24 protein-coding genes are annotated in these 22684 nt (G+C 62.5%); 13 read left to right on the forward strand and 11 right to left on the reverse strand.

Features of this window, described 5'->3' with window-relative positions:
• The first annotated feature begins 1 nt into the window (after position 1).
• Positions 2-325, forward strand: a complete 324-nt coding sequence (gene andAb / locus PQR27_RS23745; RefSeq protein ID WP_408526084.1) for an anthranilate 1,2-dioxygenase ferredoxin subunit AndAb — start codon at positions 2-4, stop codon at positions 323-325.
• Complete coding sequence (gene andAa / locus PQR27_RS23750) at positions 315-1532, forward strand: anthranilate 1,2-dioxygenase system ferredoxin--NAD(+) reductase (RefSeq protein ID WP_408526085.1); 1218 nt, start codon at positions 315-317, stop codon at positions 1530-1532. The genes andAb and andAa overlap by 11 nt, the downstream gene beginning before the upstream one ends.
• Before the next feature lie 143 nt (positions 1533-1675).
• Here andAa and PQR27_RS23755 read toward each other — a convergent pair whose 3' ends face one another.
• The 5 genes from PQR27_RS23755 to PQR27_RS23775 all read right to left on the reverse strand — a co-directional run bounded on the left by PQR27_RS23755 (position 1676) and on the right by PQR27_RS23775 (position 6619).
• Positions 1676-2680, reverse strand: coding sequence for a fatty acid desaturase (locus tag PQR27_RS23755; RefSeq protein ID WP_408526086.1), 1005 nt, complete (start codon positions 2678-2680; stop codon positions 1676-1678).
• Between the two features lie 210 nt (positions 2681-2890).
• Positions 2891-3661, reverse strand: a complete 771-nt coding sequence (locus PQR27_RS23760) for a CDP-diacylglycerol diphosphatase (protein WP_408526087.1) — start codon at positions 3659-3661, stop codon at positions 2891-2893.
• Positions 3661-5115, reverse strand: a complete 1455-nt coding sequence (gene iaaH / locus PQR27_RS23765) for an indoleacetamide hydrolase (RefSeq protein ID WP_408526088.1) — start codon at positions 5113-5115, stop codon at positions 3661-3663. The genes PQR27_RS23760 and iaaH overlap by 1 nt, the downstream gene beginning before the upstream one ends.
• A 234-nt stretch (positions 5116-5349) precedes the next feature.
• Positions 5350-5565, reverse strand: coding sequence for a DUF6566 family protein (locus PQR27_RS23770; RefSeq protein ID WP_408526089.1), 216 nt, complete (start codon positions 5563-5565; stop codon positions 5350-5352).
• A 394-nt stretch (positions 5566-5959) separates the two neighbouring features.
• Positions 5960-6619, reverse strand: coding sequence for an NADPH-dependent FMN reductase (locus PQR27_RS23775; RefSeq protein ID WP_408526090.1), 660 nt, complete (start codon positions 6617-6619; stop codon positions 5960-5962).
• Between the two features lie 468 nt (positions 6620-7087).
• On the opposite strand from PQR27_RS23775, the gene PQR27_RS23780 reads away from it, so the two are divergent.
• Positions 7088-7783 carry a J domain-containing protein gene (locus PQR27_RS23780; protein WP_408526091.1) on the forward strand — a complete coding sequence of 232 codons (696 nt, stop codon included), beginning with the start codon at positions 7088-7090 and terminating at the stop codon, positions 7781-7783.
• A gap of 28 nt (positions 7784-7811) precedes the next feature.
• On the opposite strand, the gene PQR27_RS23785 is transcribed toward PQR27_RS23780, so the two are convergent.
• Complete coding sequence (locus PQR27_RS23785; protein WP_408526092.1) at positions 7812-8492, reverse strand: gamma-glutamylcyclotransferase; 681 nt, start codon at positions 8490-8492, stop codon at positions 7812-7814.
• Between the two features lie 329 nt (positions 8493-8821).
• On the opposite strand from PQR27_RS23785, the gene PQR27_RS23790 reads away from it, so the two are divergent.
• Complete coding sequence (locus tag PQR27_RS23790) at positions 8822-9040, forward strand: hypothetical protein (RefSeq protein WP_408526093.1); 219 nt, start codon at positions 8822-8824, stop codon at positions 9038-9040.
• 214 nt (positions 9041-9254) lie between these two features.
• Positions 9255-9749 (forward strand): arsenate-mycothiol transferase ArsC, encoded by a 495-nt coding sequence (locus PQR27_RS23795; protein WP_408526094.1) that lies wholly within the window; start codon positions 9255-9257, stop codon positions 9747-9749.
• Between the two features lie 71 nt (positions 9750-9820).
• On the opposite strand, the gene PQR27_RS23800 is transcribed toward PQR27_RS23795, so the two are convergent.
• Complete coding sequence (locus tag PQR27_RS23800; RefSeq protein ID WP_408526095.1) at positions 9821-10147, reverse strand: H-NS histone family protein; 327 nt, start codon at positions 10145-10147, stop codon at positions 9821-9823.
• 764 nt (positions 10148-10911) lie between these two features.
• Here PQR27_RS23800 and PQR27_RS23805 point away from each other — a divergent pair.
• Positions 10912-11223 (forward strand): hypothetical protein, encoded by a 312-nt coding sequence (locus PQR27_RS23805; RefSeq protein ID WP_408526096.1) that lies wholly within the window; start codon positions 10912-10914, stop codon positions 11221-11223.
• Positions 11224-11335: 112 nt separating this feature from the next.
• Here PQR27_RS23805 and PQR27_RS23810 read toward each other — a convergent pair whose 3' ends face one another.
• A complete protein-coding gene (locus tag PQR27_RS23810) occupies positions 11336-12253 on the reverse strand; it encodes an NmrA family NAD(P)-binding protein (protein WP_408526097.1) in 918 nt (305 codons plus the stop codon).
• Positions 12254-12363: 110 nt separating this feature from the next.
• Here PQR27_RS23810 and PQR27_RS23815 point away from each other — a divergent pair, with 110 nt between their 5' ends.
• The 6 genes from PQR27_RS23815 (at position 12364) to PQR27_RS23840 (ending at position 18677) form a co-directional block, all read left to right on the forward strand.
• Positions 12364-12927 carry a PadR family transcriptional regulator gene (locus tag PQR27_RS23815; protein WP_408526098.1) on the forward strand — a complete coding sequence of 188 codons (564 nt, stop codon included), beginning with the start codon at positions 12364-12366 and terminating at the stop codon, positions 12925-12927.
• A 53-nt stretch (positions 12928-12980) separates the two neighbouring features.
• On the forward strand, positions 12981-13889 hold the full coding sequence (locus tag PQR27_RS23820; RefSeq protein WP_408526099.1) for a LysR family transcriptional regulator: 909 nt from the start codon (positions 12981-12983) through the stop codon (positions 13887-13889).
• Between the two features lie 184 nt (positions 13890-14073).
• Entirely contained in the window at positions 14074-14508 is a 435-nt protein-coding gene (locus PQR27_RS23825; RefSeq protein ID WP_408526100.1) for a MarR family winged helix-turn-helix transcriptional regulator, read from the forward strand.
• Positions 14509-14557: 49 nt separating this feature from the next.
• Positions 14558-15640, forward strand: coding sequence for an HlyD family secretion protein (locus PQR27_RS23830; protein ID WP_408526101.1), 1083 nt, complete (start codon positions 14558-14560; stop codon positions 15638-15640).
• 18 nt (positions 15641-15658) lie between these two features.
• The gene (locus PQR27_RS23835; protein WP_408526102.1) at positions 15659-17233 is read left to right on the forward strand and encodes a DHA2 family efflux MFS transporter permease subunit; all 1575 of its coding nucleotides are present in this window, start codon (positions 15659-15661) and stop codon (positions 17231-17233) included.
• Between the two features lie 7 nt (positions 17234-17240).
• Positions 17241-18677, forward strand: coding sequence for an efflux transporter outer membrane subunit (locus PQR27_RS23840; RefSeq protein ID WP_408526103.1), 1437 nt, complete (start codon positions 17241-17243; stop codon positions 18675-18677).
• Positions 18678-18732: 55 nt separating this feature from the next.
• Here the strand turns inward: PQR27_RS23840 and PQR27_RS23845 are convergent, their stop codons facing one another.
• The 3 genes from PQR27_RS23845 to PQR27_RS23855 all read right to left on the reverse strand — a co-directional run bounded on the left by PQR27_RS23845 (position 18733) and on the right by PQR27_RS23855 (position 21969).
• Complete coding sequence (locus tag PQR27_RS23845; protein ID WP_408526104.1) at positions 18733-19710, reverse strand: LysR family transcriptional regulator; 978 nt, start codon at positions 19708-19710, stop codon at positions 18733-18735.
• 119 nt (positions 19711-19829) lie between these two features.
• A complete protein-coding gene (locus PQR27_RS23850; RefSeq protein WP_408526105.1) occupies positions 19830-20294 on the reverse strand; it encodes a hypothetical protein in 465 nt (154 codons plus the stop codon).
• Positions 20295-20637: 343 nt separating this feature from the next.
• Complete coding sequence (locus PQR27_RS23855) at positions 20638-21969, reverse strand: aminotransferase-like domain-containing protein (RefSeq protein WP_408526106.1); 1332 nt, start codon at positions 21967-21969, stop codon at positions 20638-20640.
• Positions 21970-22059: 90 nt separating this feature from the next.
• On the opposite strand from PQR27_RS23855, the gene PQR27_RS23860 reads away from it, so the two are divergent.
• On the forward strand, positions 22060-22656 hold the full coding sequence (locus PQR27_RS23860; protein WP_408526107.1) for a DJ-1/PfpI family protein: 597 nt from the start codon (positions 22060-22062) through the stop codon (positions 22654-22656).
• The last annotated feature ends 28 nt before the right edge of the window (positions 22657-22684 follow it).

Consider the following 22684-nt stretch of genomic DNA (forward strand, 5'->3'; position numbering starts at 1 on the left):
CATGGAACAGACTATTGATAACTGGCAGACCATCGGCACGCTCGATGATTTTACCGAGGGCGAACCGGCCGCCGTCATTGCGGGCGAGCGGCAAATCGCCGTGTTCCGCGTTGGCGACGAAGTGTTTGCATTAAACGATTTATGCACGCATGGCCATGCGCGTCTTTCCGAGGGTTATGTGGAAGACGGCTGCGTCGAATGTCCGCTGCATCAAGGTCTCATCGATATCCAAACGGGTGCGCCACGATGTGCGCCCATCACAGAAGCAGTGCGGGCGTTCCCGATCCGGATCGTCGATACGCGGGTGGAAGTCAATGTCCAATGAACGCCATGTGATTGTCGGCGCCGGCCATGCGGCGCGGCGCGCGGCGGAGACGCTGCGCGCGCTGAATGCGGACGTGCAAATCGTGATGATCGGCGAAGAGCCGCATGCCCCATACGATCGCCCCGTTCTGTCGAAAGACGCGCTGATGTCCGAGGAAGGCGAGCGGAAGGCTTTCATCCGGCAGCATGACTGGTACGCGGCGCACGGTATCGATTTACGTCTGTCCACGACAGTGACTGAAGTCGATCGGCGGCGCGCGTGCTTGCGACTGCAGGACGGCAGCGAAATCGGCTATGACAGACTCCTGCTGGCCACGGGCTCGCGCGTGCGCCGCGTCAGTGGCGTTGTGGACCCACGTGTGCCATTGCACTACGTGCGCACACTTGCCGACGCACGGGCGCTGCGTGCTGTTCTTGCACAGGATAGGCGAGTCGCGATCCTCGGCGGCGGTTTCATAGGACTCGAAGTCGCTGCCGCAGCGACGCAGGCCGGCTGCAAGGCAACCGTGATCGAGCCGGCACACGCGCTGCTGCAGCGGGCGCTGCCGGATAGCGTCGGCCATCACATCGCGGCGCTGCATCAGCGCAATGGTGTGGACCTACGTCTTGGCACGATGCCCCGTGCGATCACTTACAGCAACGGGTGCGCATCAATCGAAACCGATGCGGGCGCGGTCGCTGCGGATGTCGTCGTAGCCGGCATTGGCGTCGTGCCGAACGTCGAGCTCGCTGAAGCCTGCGGGCTTGAGGTGAGCAATGGCATCGTGGTCGATGAACAGTGCCGTACCAACGACCCGGCAATCTTCGCCGCTGGCGAGGTCACAATGCAGTCCAATCCGTTGCTTGGCCGAAGCGTCAGAATCGAATCATGGCAGGTGGCGGAGAACCAGCCCGTCGTTGCTGCGGAAAACATGCTCGGAGGCGGCGCGATCTACGCGGAATTGCCGTGGCTGTGGTCGGATCAGTTCGACTGCAATGTTCAGACGCTTGGCATCGTCGAGGCGCAGCATCGGCTTGTTACGCGCGGAGATCCCGCTATCGACTCCTTCTGTGTCATGGCGCTGGACGAAAGCGGGCGTATGCGAGCTGCGATTGCCGTCAATGCGGGGCGTGAAATCGGGGCATGCAGGCGATTGATCTCCAGCGACAGGGCAATGGACGAAGTGCGGCTCGCCGACGCTTCTGTTTCACTGCGCGCGCTACTGTGACGGTGCTGTTTAGCGAAGGGACGGCGAGCGGATGGCCAATCGATCGCGATCGATTGGCGGATCGTCTGATCAGACGTGTCCGTACTTCGCCAGTGCCTCAGCCAGACTCAGGCCTTGTTGCAATTCCGTACGGGGCACACAGCTTATAGCGCTTGTCTTGCCGTTTGGCGTTTAGCGGAAACGGGCGGATTCCTCTGGATGAAACCGGTCAGACCGCCATGCACAGGACGGGCAACCGGAGCGAATGCGTATCGCCTCAACCATTCGCTGTAACCCTGCACGAGAAACCCCCCCGAGCGTTCTATGTATTGCTGGCGGGACGTTTCATAGACTTCCCGGAGTACAAACCAGGGCACATGCGGCAAGTCGTGATGGACCAGATGATAGTTATTGTTCAGAAACAGCAGGCGCCAGAACCAGCCCGCTTCGTTGATCACCGTGCGATGCTCGTGGGCATGCGCCGCGCGATGTTCCTGAAACGAGCGGATCGAACCCAGCGACAACGATCCGTAGCCCGCGCCGATAACAAAAACCCATGCAGGGATGCCGCATACCCGTTGCAGCCACACGGTCAGCGCGCCCAGGGCCGCGAGATGCGCGAGCCACACCGGTACGTCGCGCCAGTCGCCGCGTCGGATCCGGCCGAGCGCGTCCGCGCCGGTTGCCGCGATCGCGAATGCCGGCCCTACCAGCAGGCGGCCGATAAACGTATTGCGGAACGTGAGCAGCGCGCGAATCGCCAGACCCGCGCGTTGCCACATACGCTGACTGACAAAGTAGCTTTCGGGGTCGCGCTCGGGACGCGTCAGATGCGGATCGTCGTGATGCTGAAGATGCGAATCACGGTAGATGCCATACGGAAACCACACCGCGAGCGGCGCAAACCCGAGCAGCGCGTTGACGAACGGGGAGCGAGTCGGATGACCGTGCAGCAGTTCATGCTGCAAGGACATGTACCACGTGCTCAGCAGCGCGAGCAGCACGGTGGTCAGCGGTAAGCCTAGCTCGCGTGCATGCATGGCGACGCCGAACCAGCCGCTGTAGATCGTGACGATCAGTACCCATGTCGGCCATTGTGTGCGCCATGTCCAGCTTGCCGCCAGCCGGGCGAGCGTGTTGCGTTGCGTGTCGTCGAGGTAAATCGCCATCGGGTGATCGGTCGGAATACATATTCAGACCGATCCTACGGACCAATTCGCGGCACCTGAACCATTTTGTTCGGCAATGCATCTGCCAAATCGTGCATAGCGTGCATAGCGTGCATAGCGTGCATAGCGTGCATAGCGTGCATAGCGTGCATAGCGTGCATAGCGTGCATAGGTCGGGGTCACATCGTCCGTCGTTACGCAGCCTCGCGCTCAGCTGCCGTCCGCGACATGGCAGCGGTGGTCGAGCAGACCTTCCGCCGACCCGCTGCCGTTGTCGACGTCGGTGCCGCTATTCACGACCAGCCAGCCGTCTTCGTCGGCCGAGGACCCCGCCCCCGTCACAAGGATGGTTTGCATGGCCATCGCACTGCTGCTTCTGTTATCGCGCGCAACCAGACGGAATGGATTGTTGTCCTCGGTGAGGGCGGTGACCCGCATGATGCGATAGCGGTGCCCATCGAGCGTATCCCAGCGCCACTCGCCGGGTGCGTCCTTGTCGTGACGCGCGAGCGCCTCGCTCACGTCGCCGCGCATGCAGTCGATATGAATATGCAACTGTTCCTGCGACCGCGCATAAGCCGAGTTGATTTCGAGGCCGAGCAGATTGTCGGGCAAAGTTCGCTTGACGGACTTTTCGACGTAAAGCCGCGACGCCCACGCGTCTACCCAGTAGTCCTGCGCATGCGGCGCCAGCACCAGCGGGCTTTCGATTCCGGTGATGCGGTCAGTTGGAATCAGCAGATGCTGCGATCTCCCGACGATGTCCTTCAGAATCACATAGCGTTTGTCGAGATTCACCGTCGTGCATTGGCCGGGTGTGCCGGTGGCCTGTTGCGACGGCACGCAGCGCAGATCGACGATCTTCCAGAGCGCATTGGAGTCGATCGCCGCGAGGCGCGCGCATGCGCCGATGGCGAACGCGACCGCCACCGCAGCGGCGCTTCGCAAAATGGCCCGCTGCACGCGGGCTTGCGTCAGCATCAAAGCACCGGCGCCGGCAGCACGCCAAGCAATTGCTCGAACGCGACGCCGATCGCCAGTAGCCGCCGGTCGCTGCCAAGCGGTCCATCCAGTTCCAGACCGACCGGCAAACCGCTGGCCGTCATTCCGGCAGCCAGCGAGAGCCCCGGAATGCCGGACGTGCTAGCCGGATCGGTATTGCGCAGGAACGCGTCCATCGTGTCGAGCGGTGCTGCGCCGTCGATCGATACCATCGACGAACCGTTGACGTCGTCGATCGGCACCGCTGCGAGACGCGTGGTGGGGAACAGCAGTGCATCGAGGCGCTCGTCCGCGAACGTGGCGGCCACATATTCCTGCAGACGCGGCCGCCACTCGTTGAGCGCCGCGTCGTAATGCGCGCCGAGGGCGTCGTCGAGCACGGCGTCGTAGATCACACGCACGTCGGGGCTCGCGATGCGGGCGGCCAGTTCAGCCACGGTCCTGACCGGCGCATGATTGGCAACCAGCCAGGCGAGCACGTCCTCGCGCGCCTCATGAATCGCAACCGGGCCGCCGACCTGCCCGTTCAAGGTCTCCAGATCGCTCATGTCGACCGGCACGAAGACGACACCCGCCGCTTCGAGCCGGTGCACTGCCGCGCATGTCACGCTTTCCACCTGCCGTTCGAGTCCTTCCCAGAGCGGCGCCGGCAGACCGATGCGCAAGCCTTTCAGCGTCAGCGCGGGCAACGGTCCCGCACCGGTGATCACGCCATCGAGCAATGCGAGGTCGACGACAGTGCGCGCCATCGGCCCCACGGTATCGCGTGTATGGCAGATGGGCACGACCGCATCCGGGTCGTGATAGCGCCGTTCGGCGCCACCGTTGCCGACAGAAGGACGAAATCCGGCGATGCCGGTCAGAGCCGCCGGGATGCGGGTCGACCCGGCGGTGTCCGTGCCGAGTCCGGCGGGTGCGATGCGCGCGGCGATCGCGGCGGCGGTGCCGCCCGATGAACCGCCGGGAATCAGCGTGGGGTCGTACGGATTGCGCACGGGCCCGGCATGCGTCGCGAAGTTCGTGCTGGTGATGCCCAACGCCAGCTCGTGCATGTTGGCTTTGCCGAGCACGATTGCGCCGGCGTCGAGGAGCCGTTGTACCGAAGGCGCGTTGCTTGACGGCACAAAGCCTTCCAGTGCCGGCGTGCCCGCCGAGGTCTGCAAGCCGGCTGTATTGATGTTGTCCTTCACGACAATCGGCAAACCGGCGAGCGGCAATTGCGCTCTGGCCTCAGGCGTCAACGCGTCGATGCGCTGCCCGGCGGCCAGCGCGCCGTCGAGATCGAGCGTGGTCAGTGCGTTCAGGCTCGAGAGCGCCGCCGCGCGCGCCAGCAGCGTGGCGATATAGTCGGCGGCCTTCAGGCGCCCGGACTGGATCGCAGCGACGGCTTGCGTCGCGGTGAGCGACAATTGTTCATCGACAGTCCATGTCATGGCCGGCGTCTCCTCATTGCGGATTGGATGCGCCCGGCAACAGTTCTTCCGCGGGTGGGGCCGCGGAATGTCCAATGGCGCAGCGTGTGGTGTTCGGCAGCAGTGTGTCGGACATGGCGGGCGTGCGGAAAGCAAGCTGATGTGTCGCCCATTCTGGCACAACCCTTTGAAACCCGATGCCAGGGCGGCGCCGTGCCGCGCGCATTTACCGTGCTGCGTTACCAGTCTGCTGCGTTATTGATGATTGTCGATCCACATGCGTCCCCAGCGGAACGCATAGGCGAGCGCGTGCTCCTCGTCGAAGAAGTAATCGAGTGCGTCGAATGAATAAGCCTGACCTTTATTTTCGGTGGTTTTCTCGATGGTCAGGTTTGCGGCAAAGAGGCCGTTAGGCAGCTGCTGCGCAGCCGGGGCAACTTCGTAACCCTTGTAGCGAATATGTGAATTCATGATCGTGGCAGTGAGTATGCCCGCGTGTGTTGCTGAAAAGCCGGAGCGAGGCGCACCCCTGTGCGTCAGGCATCCGGTGGTGTGCGGGCAGAAGCAAGCCTAGGCCGCGCCGCGCAGCGGGTGAACCAATCTTTCGTCGTTAGCTAATGAGCGCAGTCCTGGAACGGTCTTCAGGAAGCAGATTCGGACCATCGTCGCTGCGTGCAAATACACTATCCGGCGTTGCGGGCACACGGTCTGTTATGTGGCGCACGGTTCGGGGGAGCGTGCTGGGTTGCGCGAATGGAACGGGTGCGATCGCGAACGGATCGGTGCGGAATGACGATGGTCGGAACGGCGGAGCGCGCCGTGGACCTTGATTTTCAGTCCACGGCGGGCGGCACGCGATGCGTGCTTAAACCGCGTGAAGCAGGCGTGCCGGCGGCGCTTCCTTGTGCGCGCCGGCGAACGGAGCGGCAGCCGGCGTGCGATGGGCATTGAAGGCCAGCGCGAATTGCGCGGCTTGCTGGCCGACCGTGGCGAGCTGATCGACAACCTTCGGGTCGGAGCAGGTGTCGACGGTGTCGAAGCGGGTTTCCAGCGTGTTGATGCCGGCGCCGAACGGCGTGGGCCAGCCGCGCAACGCGTGAACGATCGAGCGCAGCGAGGTCAGCACCGAGCCGGCGGCCTGCCAGCCATAGGCCGTGACAATGCAGCCGACCGCGCGGCCATCCAGATACGGACGCTCGTCGGCGCGCAGTTCCTCGAGGGTGTCGAGCGCGTTCTTCACGAGGCCGGACACGCCGCCGTGGTAACCGGGCGTGGCGATAATCAGCGCGTCCGCGTGACGCACGGCTTCGATCAGTTCCAGCTGTTCGTCGGTGCGTTGGGGATTTTCCGGTGCGTAGTGGGGCAGACTATGCAGAAAGGTGCCGCCGAACAGGCGGGTGTCGGCGCCCGCGGCTTGCGCGCCGCGCAGCGCCAAACCAAGCGCGCGCTCGGTCGACGAGGCGGCGCGGGTCGTGCCGCCAATGCCGATGATGAGCGGCCGGCGGTGATGATCGAATCTGGTCAACGAAATGCTCCTTCGGTAGCGGCTAGCGGTGCATCCGCGCGGGGCTGCGCGAGCGACGAACCGGTGCGAACCGGACTTTGAAGTGTCATCTTAATGACGGCTGGGAGCAGGGCGAAGCGACTTTTTGTTCTAACGATATAACCGCGCGGGGTCATTGGCTCGCGGTGGTGATGCCCACAGGCGCCTGCAGCGGCATCTCGTGCACCGTCGCGCACCGTGCTTTGCACCTGAAGCCGCGCTGGATAAGCATATGGCGAACCATTGTTTGGGGGCCCGATGACACACCGCTATGATGGAATCGTCTCCTCCATGACACCTCCTTGACATGGGATTCGGCCTCGCTACGCCAGTAGCGGGGCTTTTTTTTGTGAGCGGACCCGGCAGCCGGCGCACGCCGCTTCACGATAAAGCTGTTTTTTGCATGCTACGATGGTCCGCGAAACCATTCCCGGCGAGCCCGAGCAAGCAATGACCACCCTCTATGACACGCTTGGCGTGCCCATGCACGCCACGGACGACGAAATCAAGCGCGCCTATAGAAAGGCCGCGATGAAATGGCATCCCGATCGCAACAGCGGTGCCGAGGCAGTGGCGCGCGCTACTTTCCAGGAGATCAAGGACGCTTACGCGATCCTGTCCGACGCCACGCAGCGCAAGGTGTACGACGCCGTCTATGCCGAGCAGATGCGCGGCTGGGAAGCGCAGCGCACACGCCACCAGCAGGCGGCCGCCGAGCGCGAGGCGGCCGCGCGTGCCGCCGACGAAGCGGCGTACGCGGAAATGGTGGCGCTCGCCATGCGTTTCGCCGACGAAGGCCACAATCGCGATGTCCTGTTCGGCGTGCTGCTCGGGCGTCGATGCGCGGCGCGGCGCGCGGCGCAGATTGCCGATAGCGTGGCCGCACTGCAGGCGTCGCGACGCGAGGCCGAGAAAGCGAAGGCCGCTGCGGAGGCTGCCCAGGCGCCCCCGGCGTCTGCTGTGCATGACGCCCACGATGCCAATGACGGCGCCCCAGTGAAAGACGAAGCCGCCAGTCACGGCACGCCAGGCGATCGCGCCGCGCATGAGAAGCATGAGAAGCGTGAGGACAACCCGCACGATCTCAACCCGGCTGGCGTGCTGGGCGGCCTCTGGTATCAGTTCCTGAACGGCTTGCGGTTCTGACGCGACTCGTGCGCGGTGCCCGGCGTTCTCAGGCCTGCCGCGCCCGTTGGGCGTGGGTTGTCATGCAGGTGAGCTCCGCCGCGAGTTCGTCGATATAAGGATCGTTCAACTCGCAGCCCGCAAGGGCGGCCTGCAGTTGGAAAACATACTCCGCGTTGCTGCCGAACAGGCCCGTTGCCACGGCCATTGCTGGCGCGATCGCCGCCGGGCTCGCGTCGGCTTCATATTGCGCATGTTGCGTGTCGGCCACGAAAGCAATCGCGGACACCGCCGTGCCGTCGTCGAGCGTCACCGTTGCCCACGTTGGCCGATAGGCGCCGGTCACCATCTCACGAATCCACAGAATCCGGAGTTCCTCTTCGAGCGTCGACTGGCACAGGCGTAATGCGACGCCTTGTGTGCTGCCGCCGCGTTCCAGCGCGAGCATCCGTCCCGGTTGCTCAGGCGTGCCGCGGCCGGCGATGAGCCGGATGCAGAAGGTGCGATGCCAGTCGTGCAGCGTGGCAATGCGCCGGCTGTCGAACTGAGAGATCGGATTCCACATCAGCGAGCCGTAGGCGAAGACCCACACGTCGCCCTCGTCGGGCCGCTGCAGCATGGTTTGTGCGAGCGACTCGTCGATGCGCGCCTGAGTCCAGAGCATCTCCTTAGGCAGCGAGTCAAAACTTTCGAGGTAGGCGCCAGAGCTAATGGCGTTTCTGTTCAGCATCCGATAGGTCCCGTCGTAATCGACTCCGTGTGGACTGCCACCGCATACGAATGGACAGTTGCACCCAGTATGAACGGGGGACCCGGCCGGATAAATCCGTCTGAAGGAAATAGTGCGTCGCTCAGGCCGCGACAATCGGCGGCGCGTTTGGCCGCAAGGCCATAGACCTGGGCCGAATTGATATAGAGAGCGGACTTTAGCGCGGGACGGGCGGCTTCTAGAATCCGTAATAAGTCCGTGACAGGCGCTGTTCGAACGGCGACTCCATTTCACCCGAAACACCCGCTTCGCCTGACCCTACGTAGTCCGTTCCGAGAGGCACCACGGCCATGTTCACTTTCATCTTTGTAGTTGCGGTGGCGGCATTTGTTCCCTACGTCGCGGCGCCCGGCATTGCGAATGGCGTTAAGGCGGTCACGCAGCCGGCTCCGGCTGCGGCGGTGCGCTTCGAAATCCCGCCGCCGGCGGCCGGGGGCGGGGACGAAGGCGGCAATGACGCCGCCAACCGGATCGTCGCCGGTCCGCCCGATGGCCAGGCTTCTGTCTGAAGCGAAGCCACATTGCGAGCGAAGGCGTATTGAAAGCCTGATGGTTGCGCCGGCTTGCGTGGTCGCCTATGCGCCGCGTCCTGTGCGCGGATTGGCTGTGCCTGGTAGAAATTCCCGTGGCGCAAAGAATTAAGACGTCGTAGTGTCACGGCGGTGCAAGACTGGCTCGGCACAATCGCGGACAGAAACAAAAAAACACGGGTACGGGGTAAGCGTGACCAGAAAATACAAGGTGCTGTTTCTCTGTCGCGAGAATTCAGCACGCAGCATCATGGCCGAAGCTTTGCTGCGCGAACTGGCGGGACACCGGTTCGACGCCTTCAGCGCGGGGCCGGAGCCGGCCGCGCGGACGCATCCGCTGACACTCGCGCAATTGCGGCCCGGCATTTCGGACCTGGGCGTGCTGAGCCCCAAAAGCTGGCTGGAATTCACCGGCGAATGGGCGCCGCGCATGGACCTCGTTGTCGCCATGGACGAATGCGTGGCCGGCGATCACGCGCCGCTTTTCCCAGGCAACCCCGCGTTCTGTTACTGGGACTTCGCCAACCCGTTTGCCGAAGGAATGGCCGAGACGGAGCGGACCCGCGCGTTCGAAAAGGCGTTCTGGCAGATCGTGCGGCAGGTCAGCGCATTCATCGAGTTACCGCAGTATGCCGGGGCAGTGCGAAACGCAGTGACGAGCGTCGAGGCACCCGCGTGCGGCGTGTGACGTTGCCCGGCGCGTCATCAGGCGCAGTGCCCTCTGGCGGGAAAGGCGGGATATGAAGGTGTATCAGCCGCTTAGCGGTTATTCGAGCGCGCGAGCGGGCTGCCTGCGAACGGGTCGTTTTGCCAATCCACACGCGGTTTGTTCTGCGGCTCGATTGCCGGTTTGGCCGACAATTCGAAGTGATCGATTGATTGCCCTGCGCTAATCGCCTGTTTAAGCCATTGGGGCATTTCGCCCTGGCCGTCCCAGGTATCTCCAGTGGCGCTGCGGTAACGCTCTGCGTTTCGCCCGGCGGGCTCGGACGCCAGCAACTCAGCGAGGTCTTCTGGTTCGATACCAAACTCTTCCATGCGGCGGCGGAGATACGCAATCATGCTATCTCGCTTCCTTTCGTCCATAAGATATTCGTCCTTCTAAAGCGTCCAGCTTTCTGTCAAATACAGATTGCAAGGGGAGTCGCGAATGCGTCGAACCCATGCGATGGGACCGGCTCGCGGTAAGTTTTATACACCGAAGGAAATCCATGCGGCAGGGTCAGGTCATGCTTCCCATAAATCCCGGAATAGCCTATATCCAACCAGGCCGCCTACAAGGCTTACCGTTCCGATCAGCGGATACGCCAACGCTCCGCCGCGCGGTAAATACGGGTGGATGAGCCTCACGGCCGCAATGGAAAATACGGTGATGACAATGCACTGATTGCGAACGGCTGATCTCATCGCCACGCTCCGTCTCTCGCCGGTGCCTCGCGTGGGCCATTTTCTACGTTATGACAGCATCATAGCGCACTGTTCGGGCAAACGACGCGCCGGGCGGGCTGACTTTTTTCAAACATGACCGATTGTGCGGCTGTTGCCACAAAAACCCTTGCCGCTGCTGGGTCGGGATTGAATTCCTGAGCGCCCGAGCTATAACGAAACTGCGGAGCAACAATCTGCGTTTCCAGCCTTGTTATCGCCGATTCCGGCAAACCGCCGGAATGCGTCCGGCATCAATTGCAAGTCTGGCAACTATTTACTCATTTAGTTCGGTGACTCGCCGCAGCATTACCGCATCAGGCATTTGCCCGTCCGTCAGCTCGATTTGGGTGTATGGCGTTTTTTCACGGAGGCATTCTCCCCAGAGGATGCGATCTGCTGCGCCGGATTCGAGGAGTCTGGACATGAAATTACGTTTATTGATGGCGTTGGCAAGCGCCGTGCTGTTCCTCGCGCCGAAAACCGCCGGCGCGCTGGACAGTCAGCCGGGCGCAGGGATGTCGGGTAGCGCGCGGATGCAGCAGAACGCGAACGAATCAGCGCAGGCTACCACCGACATATCGTTTGGTGAAGCCGGCCAGGCGGCGACATCCGCCGACCAGCCGCTGCAGAACGTCTCCTACGGCGGCACGACCAGCGGCCAGTCGCAGGCCGGCGGCCGGCAGGACAAGCCCTGTTCTGGGGCACCTCAATGCAGGGTCTATTTTGGTCAGTGAGCGAAGCCGGCGGCGCGGAGGGGCGGCCGGCTAGCAGCAGGTTCACGCGGCCATGCTGCGTCAGTGGTGGGCGCGCTCGTCGGGGCCGCCCATTGCGATTTTTGGGGAACGCTCAGCGAACGTCCGCAGGCGTGAACGCGGCCGCGTGGCGGCGAGCAAATTCGGCCGCGGAAATCGGCGCGCGGCCAACCAACTGCTGGAAGGTGTCGGTCATGCGGTCATAGCGGTTGTCGCGATGCAGCTGCCCCATGACGACCAGGTGCGTGGTCAGATGCGCGGGCTGCTGGAGTTCCCGCAGCTTCGCTTCCCAGATCTGCGGCGGCACATTGACGTATTGGATGTTGCGGCCAAGAGCGCTGCTGAATTCCTGTGCGAGTTCAGTCATCGTCAGCGACTGGGGGCCGGTCAATTCGTAGACTTTGCCGATATGCGGTTCCGGGTTGGCCAGCACGACAGCGGCGGCAGCCCCTACGTCCGCGGCGGCAATCGGCGAGGTCTTGCCGTCAGCGAACGGCAGGCGGATGGCGTTATCGTCGCGGATCCCTTTGGCCGCCTGCATCAGGAACATGCCGTCAAAAAAAGCGGTTGGACGCAGGTAGACCACCGGCAGGCCGGACCAGCGCAGCATCTGCTCCGCGAGCCAGTGCTGTTTCTGTTGCGGGCTGCTGGTGGTCTCTGTCTCGCTCATCTGCGATAGCGTCATCTGCGACAGATTGACGAAAGCCTTCACACCCAGACTCCTGGCTGTCACCGCGACGTTGGCGGCCGCTTCCAGGTAGTCGGGCGAAACCGACATCGTGAAATACACCACTGAGCAACCTTGCATGGCTGCGCGCACGGCGACGATGTCGAGCATGTCGGCGACCACGACTTCGGCGCCCAGATCGCGCAGCCTGTCGGCGCGGGCGTCCAGCTTGCGCACCATGGCGCGTACGCGATGGCCTTGTTCCAGCAGGCTGGCGATGGCCGTGCGCGCGGTCGAGCCGACGCTGCCGGCGGCGCCGGTGACGAGAATGGTTTCTTGGGACATGGCCTTCCTGATAACATCGGGTATGTAGGAAAATACATAGTGACATGTCGTTTTTACTATGTCAAAAAAAACATAGTCATCGATGTGCACGTTGGCGCAATCCAGGAGCAATGCGAGTGAGTGATCAGAAGGAAGCCGCGGCAGGCAAGGAAAAACCGCTGAAATATGTTCTTCTTGCCGGCATCCATAACGAGCCGCGTTCCGGCTATGAGCTGACCAAATGGCTGCAGATGGTGGGGCAGCATTGCTGGTCGGTTGAGCACAGTTCGGTGTATCCGGCTTTGCGCGAACTGGAAAAGGATGAACTTATCCAGTCGGAGCGCCTGCCGGGAACGCGCGGACCGGACCGCTCGATCTACAGCATGACCGCTGTCGGGCTCGAAAAGCTGCGGGCGTGGGTGGCCAACGGCTCGCCGCGTCCCGCCATCAAGGACGAACAGATACTGCGGGTGTTGTGCTTCGATTTGCTGCCGCGCGAGACAGCGTTGCAGCAAATCCGCGCGGTGCGCGCGGACCACCAGATCCAACTTGAATTCTTTCTCGCAAGACAGGCCATGCTGACCGAGCGTCAGCTTGGACCGATGCTGGTGGCGCGCCGCGGGGTGCTGGCGGAACAGGCCTATATCGCGTGGTGTGACGAGGTCGCTGACATGATTGCTCGCAGGCCTGCCTGATCACGATCGCACCGCGTCGAAGCCTCCGTTCCATCAACGAAGAGAGATTCCTCATGGACTACGTAGACAGTTTGCGTATTTTCCGGTCGGTGGTTGAATCGAAGAGTTTCACGCGTGCGGCGGAGATGCACGGATTGACCCGGCCAGCGGTGTCCCGGGCAATCGCTGGACTGGAAGAGCGAATGGGGTGCCGGTTGCTGCACCGGACGACACGCCAGGTCTCCCTCACAGAGGCAGCCGAACGATTCTACGAAGGATGCGCGCGCATTCTCGACGACCTCGACGCACTCGAAGCCGACGCCGCGAACCAGACGCGCGAGGCAGCCGGGGTGTTGCGGCTCGTCGCGCATACGACCGCCACGTTAAACCGGCTGGTCCCGTTGATTGCCGGCTTCAAGCTCGCGCATCCCAAGGTCACCCTCGACGTGACGCTGACGGAGCGGCCAGTCGATCTCGTCGCTGATGGGTATGACCTCGGCATCGTCGTGCCGTACATGCTCACGAGTGAGACCACCGTCGTGCGTCTGCTCGAACGTATCCCGGTCGTCGTCGTCGCCACGCCTGCCTATCTGCGAACGTCGGCAGTTCCCACTCACCCTTCTGAACTGGCCAATCACGTGTTTGTTGTGATGTCGCCATCCATCCGGCGGCCGAGCATCAGGTTTCATGCAGACGGCGAGGGAATCGCGATTCCACTGCGTTTCGACGTTTCGTCGAACAATCCGATTTTCAATCGGGAAATGGTGCTGCAAGGTTTCGGTATCGGCGTGGTTCCGGCTGCGCTCGTCGAGAACGAACTGGCTTCCGGAAAACTGGTGCGCCTGCTGGCTGATTTCGAACTCGTCGATAGCAGTATCGAAATCCGGCTTGCGTATAGCAACCGGGCGCTGCTGCCAGCCAAGGTGCGGGCGTTTATCGAGCACGCCACCGGCTTCTACAAGGCCAACATGACGCCGCACTAGGCGCTGGTCCGGGCCACATCCACGTCGAGGTTCGCGGGCCGTATCCTCTCCAGGCACCTCGGCCGCGGCGAATCCCTTTGTTGCAAGCACCGGTGCGGTCCTTCCAGATTGGTGCGTTTCGCGTTACCAATCTGGTGGCGCAACCGGCATCGCTTTGCGATCGGTGCGTCGTTATTCTGTGCGTATGCACATCAAACTTCTTCAGAACGACGACTGTTTCGCTGTCCGGCAAGCCGCACGCCGAATTTCCCAGTTCTACGAGCGCTACCTGTCGATGACCGGCGTAACGCCTTCGCAGTACAGCGTCCTCAGCGTGCTCGACGTGAATCCCGGTCTTACGATGGTGCGACTGTCCGATGTGCTGGTGGTTGAGCGTACGACGCTTCTGCGCACGCTCAAGCCGCTGCTCCGGGCGGGTTTCGTCGCGGGCCGGTACGAACGGAAAGCGAAGCGCCGGCGGGTGTTCGACCTGACGGAAGCCGGCAAGGGCAAGCTGGCCCAGGCCTCCGTCAGCTGGCAGGCCGCGCAGCAGGACTTCGAACGCAGGGTTGGTTTCGAACGGGCCGCACGAATGCGCGCCGAACTGTTTCGTATCAGGGATGACATCTCGCAAAGCTGAGGTCTTTCATTTTTTTTAACAATCAAGGTGCATATACACAGGTGATCCGATGAATACTTCTGTATCTCCCGCGTCAAAGGCGGCCGTAGCAGGCGCAACGCCAGCGCAAGGCCGCAGGATTCCGTGGATGAAGCTGGCCACGTCGGCCGTCGTCGTCGTGCTGGCTGCGGCGGCGACGTACTGGTACGCCGTGCTGCGTCTCCAGCAGAGCACGGACGACGCTTACGTCGGCGGCAATGTCACGGTGATGGCGCCCAAGGTGACGGGCTTTATCGACACGATCGACGTGACTGACAACCAGCGCGTGAAGGCAGGCCAGGTGCTCGTCCGGCTCGATGCGCGCGACTACGATGCCCAGCTTGCGCAGGCCACGGCCAATGTCGAACGCGCACGTTCGGAGGTGACCGAGCTCGAAGCCAGGTTGACGCTGCAGTCGTCGGTGATTGCGCAGCAAGCCGCCGAGAAAAATGCCGCCGGCGCCGAACTCACGCGCGCGGCATCGGACAAGACGCGCTATCGGGAACTGGTCAAGGACGACGCCGTGTCGGACCAGATCGTCGAACGCGCCGATGCCGACTTCTCGAAGGCGCAGGCATCCGTCCAGCGCGCTGCGGCCGGCGTGGTGGCCGCGCAGCGGCAACTCGACGTTCTCGGCGCGCAGATGAACGACGCGAAGGCGCGCGTCGATACCGCGCTGGCGGCGCAGCGCGTCGCCGAACTGAATGTCGAATACACCACGATCCGTTCGCCCGTCGATGGGTACATCGGCAATCGCACGGGGCGCGTCGGCATGCTCGCGAAAGTGGGCGTTCCGCTCCTGAGCGTGGTTCCGTCGACCGACCTGTGGATCGATGCGAACTTCAAGGAGGACCAGTTGAAGAAGATGCACGACGGCGACAAGGCCGACGTGTCGCTCGACGCCTCCAGCCGCGTGTTTCACGGCGTCGTGGAGAGCCTGGCGCCAGCGACGGGTGCGACTTTCAGCGTGCTGCCTCCGGAAAATGCCACCGGCAACTTCACGAAGATCGTTCAGCGTGTGCCCGTGCGTATTCATCTCGATCCGCAGGACGGTTTGAACGACGTGCTGCGCCCAGGGCTGTCCGCCGTGGTGACGGTGCATACGGGCAACTGAAGCGGCGAGGAGCGAATCATGGAAAGCAATCAACTCAACGATCCCGCGTCGCAGCCCATGAAGCAGCGCGTGTTCGCATTCGGGCTCATGTGCCTCGGCTTCTTCATGGCCACGCTGGACATCCAGATCGTCGCGTCGTCTTTGCGCGATATCGGCGGCGGCCTCTCCGCGAGTCAGGACGAATTGTCATGGGTGCAGACGGCTTACCTCATCGCCGAAATTCTGGTCATTCCGATGTCCGGTTGGCTCTCGAAGGTGTTCTCGACAAGGTGGCTCTTCGTCGCGTCGGCGATCGGCTTCACGGCGACGAGCATGCTGTGCGGACTCGCGTGGGACATCAACTCGATGATTCTCTTTCGAGGCCTGCAAGGGGCGCTCGGCGCGGCGATGATCCCGACCGTGTTCACGACGGCATTCGTGCTGTTTCCCGGCAAGCAGCGGCTCGTTGCCTCGACGACCATCGGTGCGCTCGCGTCGCTCGCACCGGCAGTGGGGCCCGTCATTGGCGGCTGGATTACCGATCAGTGGTCGTGGCACTGGTTGTTCTATCTGAACCTCGTGCCCGGTCTTGCCGTTGCCGCGCTCGTGCCGAAGTACGTGCATATCGACGAACCGGACCTGAACCTGCTGAAAAAGGGCGACTATCTCGGCATTCTGCTGATGTCCGGCTTTCTCGGCTGTCTCGAGTACGTTCTCGAGGAGGGTCCGCGCAAGAACTGGTTCGGTGATCACATCATCGTCGCCTGTGCGTGGATTTCTGCGATTTGCGGTTTCCTGTTCCTCGTTCACGCGCTGACCGCGGAGGATCCCGTCGTCGATCTCCGTGCGCTGGTCGTCAGAAACTTTGGTATTGGAAGCCTGCTGTCTTTCGTGACAGGCATCGGCATTTTCGTCGCGGTGTTTCTCACACCGCTGTTTCTGGCGCAGGTGCGCGGGTTCAGCTCGTTGCAGATCGGCATCGCACTGCTCTCCGTCGGTGCGTTCCAGTTGCTGGCGCTGGGCGCTTACGCATTGGCATCGCGCTATCTCAGCATGCGCGTGCTGCTGATGTTCGGTCTGATCTGCTTCGGGATCGGCTGTTACCTGTACACGCCGTTGACGCACGAGTGGGGATGGCAACAGCTCCTGTTACCGCAGGCGCTGCGTGGAATCGGCCAGCAATTTGCCGTGCCGCCGATCGTGACGATGGCGCTCGGTTCGTTGCCGCAATCGCGTCTGAAGTCGGCCAGCGGTCTGTTCAATCTGATGCGCAATCTCGGCGGCGCGATTGGCATTGCGGTCAGTTCGACGATGCTCAACGACCGGCTGAATTTCCACTATCTGCGTCTGAACGAGAGCGTCACCGCTGGCACACCGCAGGTCGACGCGCTGCTGGACAACCAGACGGCGCACTGGTCGGCGGCAGCCGGCGATGCGTTGAACGCCGCGCAATCGGGACTCGCGAACCTGCACGCGCTGATCTACCGCGAAGCGCTGACGTTGACCTTCGCGGACACATTCTGGGTGCTGTCGCTGTGTTTCGTGGTTGCCATCGTCAGCGTGCTGTTTTCGAACCCCATCTCCAACTCCGCTCCGCCCCCGGATGCGCATTGAGGTCATCATGAAGAAGCTTCTTGTTGCTGTAGCCGTCAGCCTGTTGGCCAGCGCGTGCGCCGTCCAGCCGGCCCAACACGCCGACCTTCCCGTGTCCGTCGATCACGTCGCGCCGCAAGGCTGGAGCGTGGCGGTGCCGCGTTCGGACGTCGACGCGAAGACATGGTGGGCCCGGTTCGACGATCCCGTTCTCAATCAGCTCATCGACACCGTTCTGACCGGCAACCTCGACCTGCAGGCCGCGGGCGAACGCGTCAAGCAGGCGCAGTCGCTGACCGTGCAAAAACGCGCCGTATTGCTGCCCGAACTCGATGCCGCCGCACACGTCTCCGACTCGCGGCAAAACACGCCGCCGCCGCTCGGGTATGTGAAGCAGGGCGGGATTGGGCTCGCGCTGAGCTGGTCGCCGGATGTGTTCGGCGGCGAACGTCTCGACCTGCTCGCCGCACAGGCGCAACTGGTTGGACAACAGCATGCGGAAGATGCGATCCGTCTCGCGCTTGCGGCGAACGCCGCGTCGGCCTATGTCGATTTACGCTGGGCGCAGTCGGAACTCAAGATCCTGCAGGACAACCAGCGGATCCGTGAGCGGGCGCTGCAGCTGACGCAAGAGCGTTTGAAGTTCGGCCTGTCGACACAACTCGACGTCACGCGCGCACAGAATCAACTCGACGCATTGAAGGCGAGGATCTCGCCGACGCAGGCGATCATCCAGCATCAGTTGAGTCTGATCGCGGTGTATTCGGGCAGAACGCCCGAGTCGGTCGATAAACTCGTGCTGGCTACGCCAGCGCCGATTCCGGTTCCGGCGACAACCGCGCCGCAGACGCTGCCGTCCGAGGCGCTCCTGCGACGTCCTGATGTGCTGAGCGCCTACGCGCAGGTCGAACAGCGCGCGGCGCAAGTGGGTGTGGCGAAGGCGGAGCGCTATCCCAAGTTTTCGCTGAACCTGGCGGACGGACTGCTCGCCGCATCGTATGTCGGTCTCCCGACGCTCACCGACAACCTGTTCAGCGCGGCGTTGAGCGCGACGAGCCCCATCTTCAACGCTGGCCGCATCACGGCAGGTATCGAGCAGAGCGAAAGCCGGATGCGCGAGTCGGAACTCAACCTGCACCAGACGATGCTACAGGCCTTGCGGGAGGTCGAGGACTCACGCGCGGATCTGGTGAGCACGACAGATTCGACGCAGCGGTTACAGGACGCGCTGGGTGCGTCGAACAAATCGCTCAAGCTGGCCAATGAGTTGTACAAGGGCGGGGCGACGGACTTTCTCGATGTTCTGTCAGCGCAGGAAGCCTATCTGCGTGACTCCGATTCACTGAATCAGGCGCAACGCGAGCATGCGCTGTCAGCGGTTGCGCTGTACCGATCGCTTGGTGGCGGCTGGAGTGAGAACGACAGCGCAACCACAACGGTGGCGAATTCGGTGGCATCGAAATGAACCGATACCGCCCGCCTGGTTGAGCCAGGCGGGCCTGATCGAGGCGATGCCAGTCTCAGGTGCTTTCCAGCATGTCCTTTTCGCGGTCGCTCGGGCGCTGCGGCGCGGCCTCGGTGTCTTTGGCGATATTTCGGCTCGTCGAGCGGAAAAACTCGGTGCACACATCCACGAAGGTCCTGAACCTCGCTGGCAACAGTTCGCGATGCGGATAAAACAGGCAAATCTCGACGTCGTTATCCGCTGTCGTGCAATGCGACAGAATGTGCGTGAGGTGTCCCGCGGCGATGTCTTCGCGAACCATCGCTTCAGGCAAGGAAGCGATGCCGCTTCCGGTAAGTGCCGTCGCGCGAAGCAATGTCTCGTTACCGACAATCGACGACCTGGGCGATATGCTGACTCTCTTTCCGTGCTCAAGCAGATCAATGAAATCGGTGTCCCATTTCCTCGAATCGGCGGATAGCAGCATGAAGTGATTTGCCAGATCCGATGCGGCTTGGGGTGTGCCGTAAAGCTCAAGATAGCCAGGTGAAGCGACAAGGACGCGTGGGGACCTGCTCAGCATCCGACGGATCACAAGCGAATGCTCCACAAGATGAGATGGAAGGATCGCCATGTCGAAGCGGCCATCATACGGATTCACCGTGTCTTCCTGAACGCTAACTTTGAGATTCACGTCCGGAGCAATGGCGTGATAGCTTCGCATCAGTCGGGTGAAGGTCTCGCTTATCAACATTGGGTGCACGACTAGCCGGAGGCTTCCACTGTCGATTTCACGCTGCCTCGCAATGCGACGATTGGCTTCGTCGAGTTCTTCCAGCAGACGACGGCAGGTGAGGTAGTAGGGCTTTGCCTCCGCTGTTAGCGAGACACTGCGGGTTGTTCTGTGCAGAACCCGCGTCTGGATGCTTGCTTCGAGTGTGGCAATGGCTTTCGAGATCGCGCCCGGGGTGACATTAAACGATGTGGCGGCCTTGCTAAAGCTTCCATGCTGCACGACTGCAACGAATACCCGCAACACGTAAAGCTGGTCCATCTTCTACCTCAATGACAGGATGTCCGCAACCGCGCGCGTCGAGCGTCGACGGGTGCGCTAGCGGAGATGGCGGACATCCATTAGCGCCGCTTTGGACACCGCTAGCCAAACTAACAAATTCAACAGGAGCAAGCGCACGCCACGCCATTCCGGACTTCGATGACCTTGATGCTTTTTGCAAACGCCTTGTCCAGAACGGACCTGCCGATGGTCCCGAGTACGAACCCAAGCACCTGGCCCCTGATATTCTTGCCTTCCCGTATCACAACGGCGTCAACGCCGGTCGTCCCGTCGGGCAAACGGGTGAAGGTGTAGGTATGGCTCGACCGGCCTCCCCATACGTTGGAGTCGGTTGTCGTCATGACGACACGATGGGGATCGGACCAGTCGTAGTGCAGGCGTTCCCAGATGCCGCCCGAGCCTTCCGTGACATCGGCCTCAAAAGGCCCATAGTGATGCACTTTCAGGTATCCGTCGGCGCTGTTGCCAAAGAGCTTCGAGCGGCCAGGCCCGAAGTGGGTGAGTCCGGCGACAAACTGCTCGGGCGTCGAAGTGGTCGTGTAGTGAAAGTGGATCGTCGACATGATGAGTAGTTTTGTTGGGACCTTTGCCAGCCGTTCACCTCGCGTCAACAGACCGCGCTGGGTTAATGGCCGCCTTACCGGGGAATTTCAGTGTCAGTGCTTCCTGACGTGAAAGATGATGTGGAGGCATTCTGGCTTTGTTTTGGCACGAGGGAAATGACATATAAACGCCCATTTTGGGACATGCCTGGACGGAGAACGACGCTGCCTCGGATCGGATAGCTGCGCCGTGACGATTGTCCGGTCATGGAAATCGCAAGAGAAACCGGCGGCCCAACATTGCTCCAGTCGACCGGCGTATCGCTTAAGAGCGGCGTGCGGCAGGCGCTGGCGCGACTGCCGGTCAGTAGGTCCTTGCGGCGATAACTCTCGCGACTGTCTCCAGCGATCGCCTGAGCGTGGCCAGATCGACGGACCCGATTGCCAGGCGGATGGCATGAGGCACGTGAGACGACGTCGAGAACGGCAGGGCTGTCGACACTGAAATCCGCTCGTGTATCAACGCCATGGCGATCTCGTCCGCGCGAACCTCCTGCGGCAGAGGCAGCCAGACGAAGTAAGAGGTGGGATGGCTGATCCTCTCGAGCCTGCCCAGAATCCCGGCGGCAAGGTTCTGACGCATCGTGGCATCCCGCCGCTTCTCGTCTTCAAGACGGGCCACCGTGCCGTCTTCCATCCAGCCGCAGGCGATGGCCGTCATGGTCGCCGGCGTGTTCCAGGTCGTCGCCCGGATCGCCCGTTCGAGCCTGGGCACCCACTCGCGCGGGGCACAGACGAAACCGACACGCAGCCCTGTCGCGACACTCTTCGACAAACTCGATACATAGACCGTCGATTCCGGAGCAAGCGATGCCAACGGCGGCGGAGCACCTTCAGCGAGGAACGCGTAGGCCCCGTCCTCGATGATGACCAGTCCATGTTGCCGGGCGATGGCAACAAGCTCCCGACGTCGCGTCGCGCTCATCACCCAGCCGAGCGGGTTGTGCAGCGTCGGCATGACGTAGACCGCGCGTACTCGCCGTTGCTTGCACAGCGCCGCCAATGCGTCCAGATCGGGGCCGCGCCCAGCGGCCGGGATCGGCGCGAGTTCCAGCCGATTGGCCTCGGCGGCCAGCTTGAATCCGGGGTAAGTCAGCGCGTCCACTGCCACCACGTCGCCTGGCTCGAGTAACGCCATGGCGGTCGTCGTTAGCCCATGCTGCGCGCCGCTGACGAGCAAGGTCGTTTCGGCCGTTGCTGTCAGCCCCCGGCTGCCGAGGTGGGCCGCCGCCGTCGCGCGCTCGTGCTCGCGCCCGCCGTGGGGCTGATATCGAAGTAGTGACTCCAGATCGCCCGCCGCCGCGAGCTGGCGCAGCGCCGCCCTGAGAAGGTCAGTCTGGCCGGGCGACGACGGATAGTTGAAGCTCAGGTCGACTGTGTCCGCGCTCCACGCATGCAGGTCGACGCCTTGACCTCGGGGGAGCGCCTCCTTGACGAAGGTGCCGCGACCGGTTTCGCCACTCACCAGACCCATCGCATGCAACTCTGCATAAACACGCGAGGCCGTGACCAACGCCAGGCCTTCGCGAGCCGCCAGCTCGCGGTGCGTTGGCAGACGCGTGCCGGGACGCAGACGGCCCGCGCGGATGTCGGCCGCGAACTGGTCGACCAGGTGCTTGTAGCGCGATTGCGGCATGTCTGAATGTATCCATGACAATTATTTGATTGTATTGATTATCGGGCCTACGATGGCTTTACACAACGTCTCCACCCCTCCGAGGACGCCATGCACATCGCCATTTTGACCTTTGAAGGCTTCAACGAACTCGACTCGCTGGTTGCGCTCAACATCCTCAACCGGGTCAGGAAGCCCGGCTGGAAGGTTTCGATCGCCAGTCCGGCGGACAAAGTGCGTTCAATGAACGGCGTGGTGATAGAGCGGCAAGCGTCGCTTGAGGACGCATGCGACGCGGACGCCGTGCTGGTGGGTAGCGGGATAGGGACCCGGAACGTCGTCGCCGATGCCGCGTTGATGTCGCAGCTGAGGCTCGACCCGACGCGCCAGCTGCTCGGCGCGCAGTGCTCGGGCACTTTGATACTCGCCAAGCTGGGCCTGCTGGACGGCGTTCCGGCCTGTACTGACGTGACCACCAAACCGTGGGTCGAGGAGGCCGGCGTGGCGGTGCTCAACCAGCCGTTCGTGGCGAAGCGGAACGTCGCGACCGCAGGCGGGTGCCTGTCGTCGCAGTATCTGGCTGCATGGGTCATCGCGCGTCTGGAGGGCGTGGAGGCTGCACGCAACGCGATTCAGCATGTCGCTCCGGTGGGGGAGAAGGAGAGCTACGTGACGCGCGCAATCGCGAACATTTCGCCATTCATCTGAGGAAAAACGGCTGCACGGGTTGTGTCCT

Source organism: Paraburkholderia fungorum (genome assembly GCF_046027215.1).
Classification (GTDB): domain Bacteria; phylum Pseudomonadota; class Gammaproteobacteria; order Burkholderiales; family Burkholderiaceae; genus Paraburkholderia; species Paraburkholderia fungorum_D.

Bases quoted from the DNA above. Each gene is read 5' to 3' on its own strand.
- andAb (WP_408526084.1), top strand. From the start codon at position 2: ATGGAACAGACTATTGATAACTGGCAGACCATCGGCACGCTCGATGAT.
- andAa (WP_408526085.1), top strand. From the start codon at position 315: ATGTCCAATGAACGCCATGTGATTGTCGGCGCCGGCCATGCGGCGCGG.
- PQR27_RS23755 (WP_408526086.1), bottom strand. From the start codon at position 2,680: ATGGCGATTTACCTCGACGACACGCAACGCAACACGCTCGCCCGGCTG.
- PQR27_RS23760 (WP_408526087.1), bottom strand. From the start codon at position 3,661: ATGCTGACGCAAGCCCGCGTGCAGCGGGCCATTTTGCGAAGCGCCGCT.
- iaaH (WP_408526088.1), bottom strand. From the start codon at position 5,115: ATGACATGGACTGTCGATGAACAATTGTCGCTCACCGCGACGCAAGCC.
- PQR27_RS23770 (WP_408526089.1), bottom strand. From the start codon at position 5,565: ATGAATTCACATATTCGCTACAAGGGTTACGAAGTTGCCCCGGCTGCG.
- PQR27_RS23780 (WP_408526091.1), top strand. From the start codon at position 7,088: ATGACCACCCTCTATGACACGCTTGGCGTGCCCATGCACGCCACGGAC.
- PQR27_RS23785 (WP_408526092.1), bottom strand. From the start codon at position 8,492: ATGCTGAACAGAAACGCCATTAGCTCTGGCGCCTACCTCGAAAGTTTT.
- PQR27_RS23790 (WP_408526093.1), top strand. From the start codon at position 8,822: ATGTTCACTTTCATCTTTGTAGTTGCGGTGGCGGCATTTGTTCCCTAC.
- PQR27_RS23800 (WP_408526095.1), bottom strand. From the start codon at position 10,147: ATGGACGAAAGGAAGCGAGATAGCATGATTGCGTATCTCCGCCGCCGC.
- PQR27_RS23805 (WP_408526096.1), top strand. From the start codon at position 10,912: ATGAAATTACGTTTATTGATGGCGTTGGCAAGCGCCGTGCTGTTCCTC.
- PQR27_RS23810 (WP_408526097.1), bottom strand. From the start codon at position 12,253: ATGTCCCAAGAAACCATTCTCGTCACCGGCGCCGCCGGCAGCGTCGGC.
- PQR27_RS23815 (WP_408526098.1), top strand. From the start codon at position 12,364: ATGCGAGTGAGTGATCAGAAGGAAGCCGCGGCAGGCAAGGAAAAACCG.
- PQR27_RS23820 (WP_408526099.1), top strand. From the start codon at position 12,981: ATGGACTACGTAGACAGTTTGCGTATTTTCCGGTCGGTGGTTGAATCG.
- PQR27_RS23825 (WP_408526100.1), top strand. From the start codon at position 14,074: ATGCACATCAAACTTCTTCAGAACGACGACTGTTTCGCTGTCCGGCAA.
- PQR27_RS23830 (WP_408526101.1), top strand. From the start codon at position 14,558: ATGAATACTTCTGTATCTCCCGCGTCAAAGGCGGCCGTAGCAGGCGCA.
- PQR27_RS23835 (WP_408526102.1), top strand. From the start codon at position 15,659: ATGGAAAGCAATCAACTCAACGATCCCGCGTCGCAGCCCATGAAGCAG.
- PQR27_RS23840 (WP_408526103.1), top strand. From the start codon at position 17,241: ATGAAGAAGCTTCTTGTTGCTGTAGCCGTCAGCCTGTTGGCCAGCGCG.
- PQR27_RS23845 (WP_408526104.1), bottom strand. From the start codon at position 19,710: ATGGACCAGCTTTACGTGTTGCGGGTATTCGTTGCAGTCGTGCAGCAT.
- PQR27_RS23850 (WP_408526105.1), bottom strand. From the start codon at position 20,294: ATGTCGACGATCCACTTTCACTACACGACCACTTCGACGCCCGAGCAG.
- PQR27_RS23855 (WP_408526106.1), bottom strand. From the start codon at position 21,969: ATGCCGCAATCGCGCTACAAGCACCTGGTCGACCAGTTCGCGGCCGAC.
- PQR27_RS23860 (WP_408526107.1), top strand. From the start codon at position 22,060: ATGCACATCGCCATTTTGACCTTTGAAGGCTTCAACGAACTCGACTCG.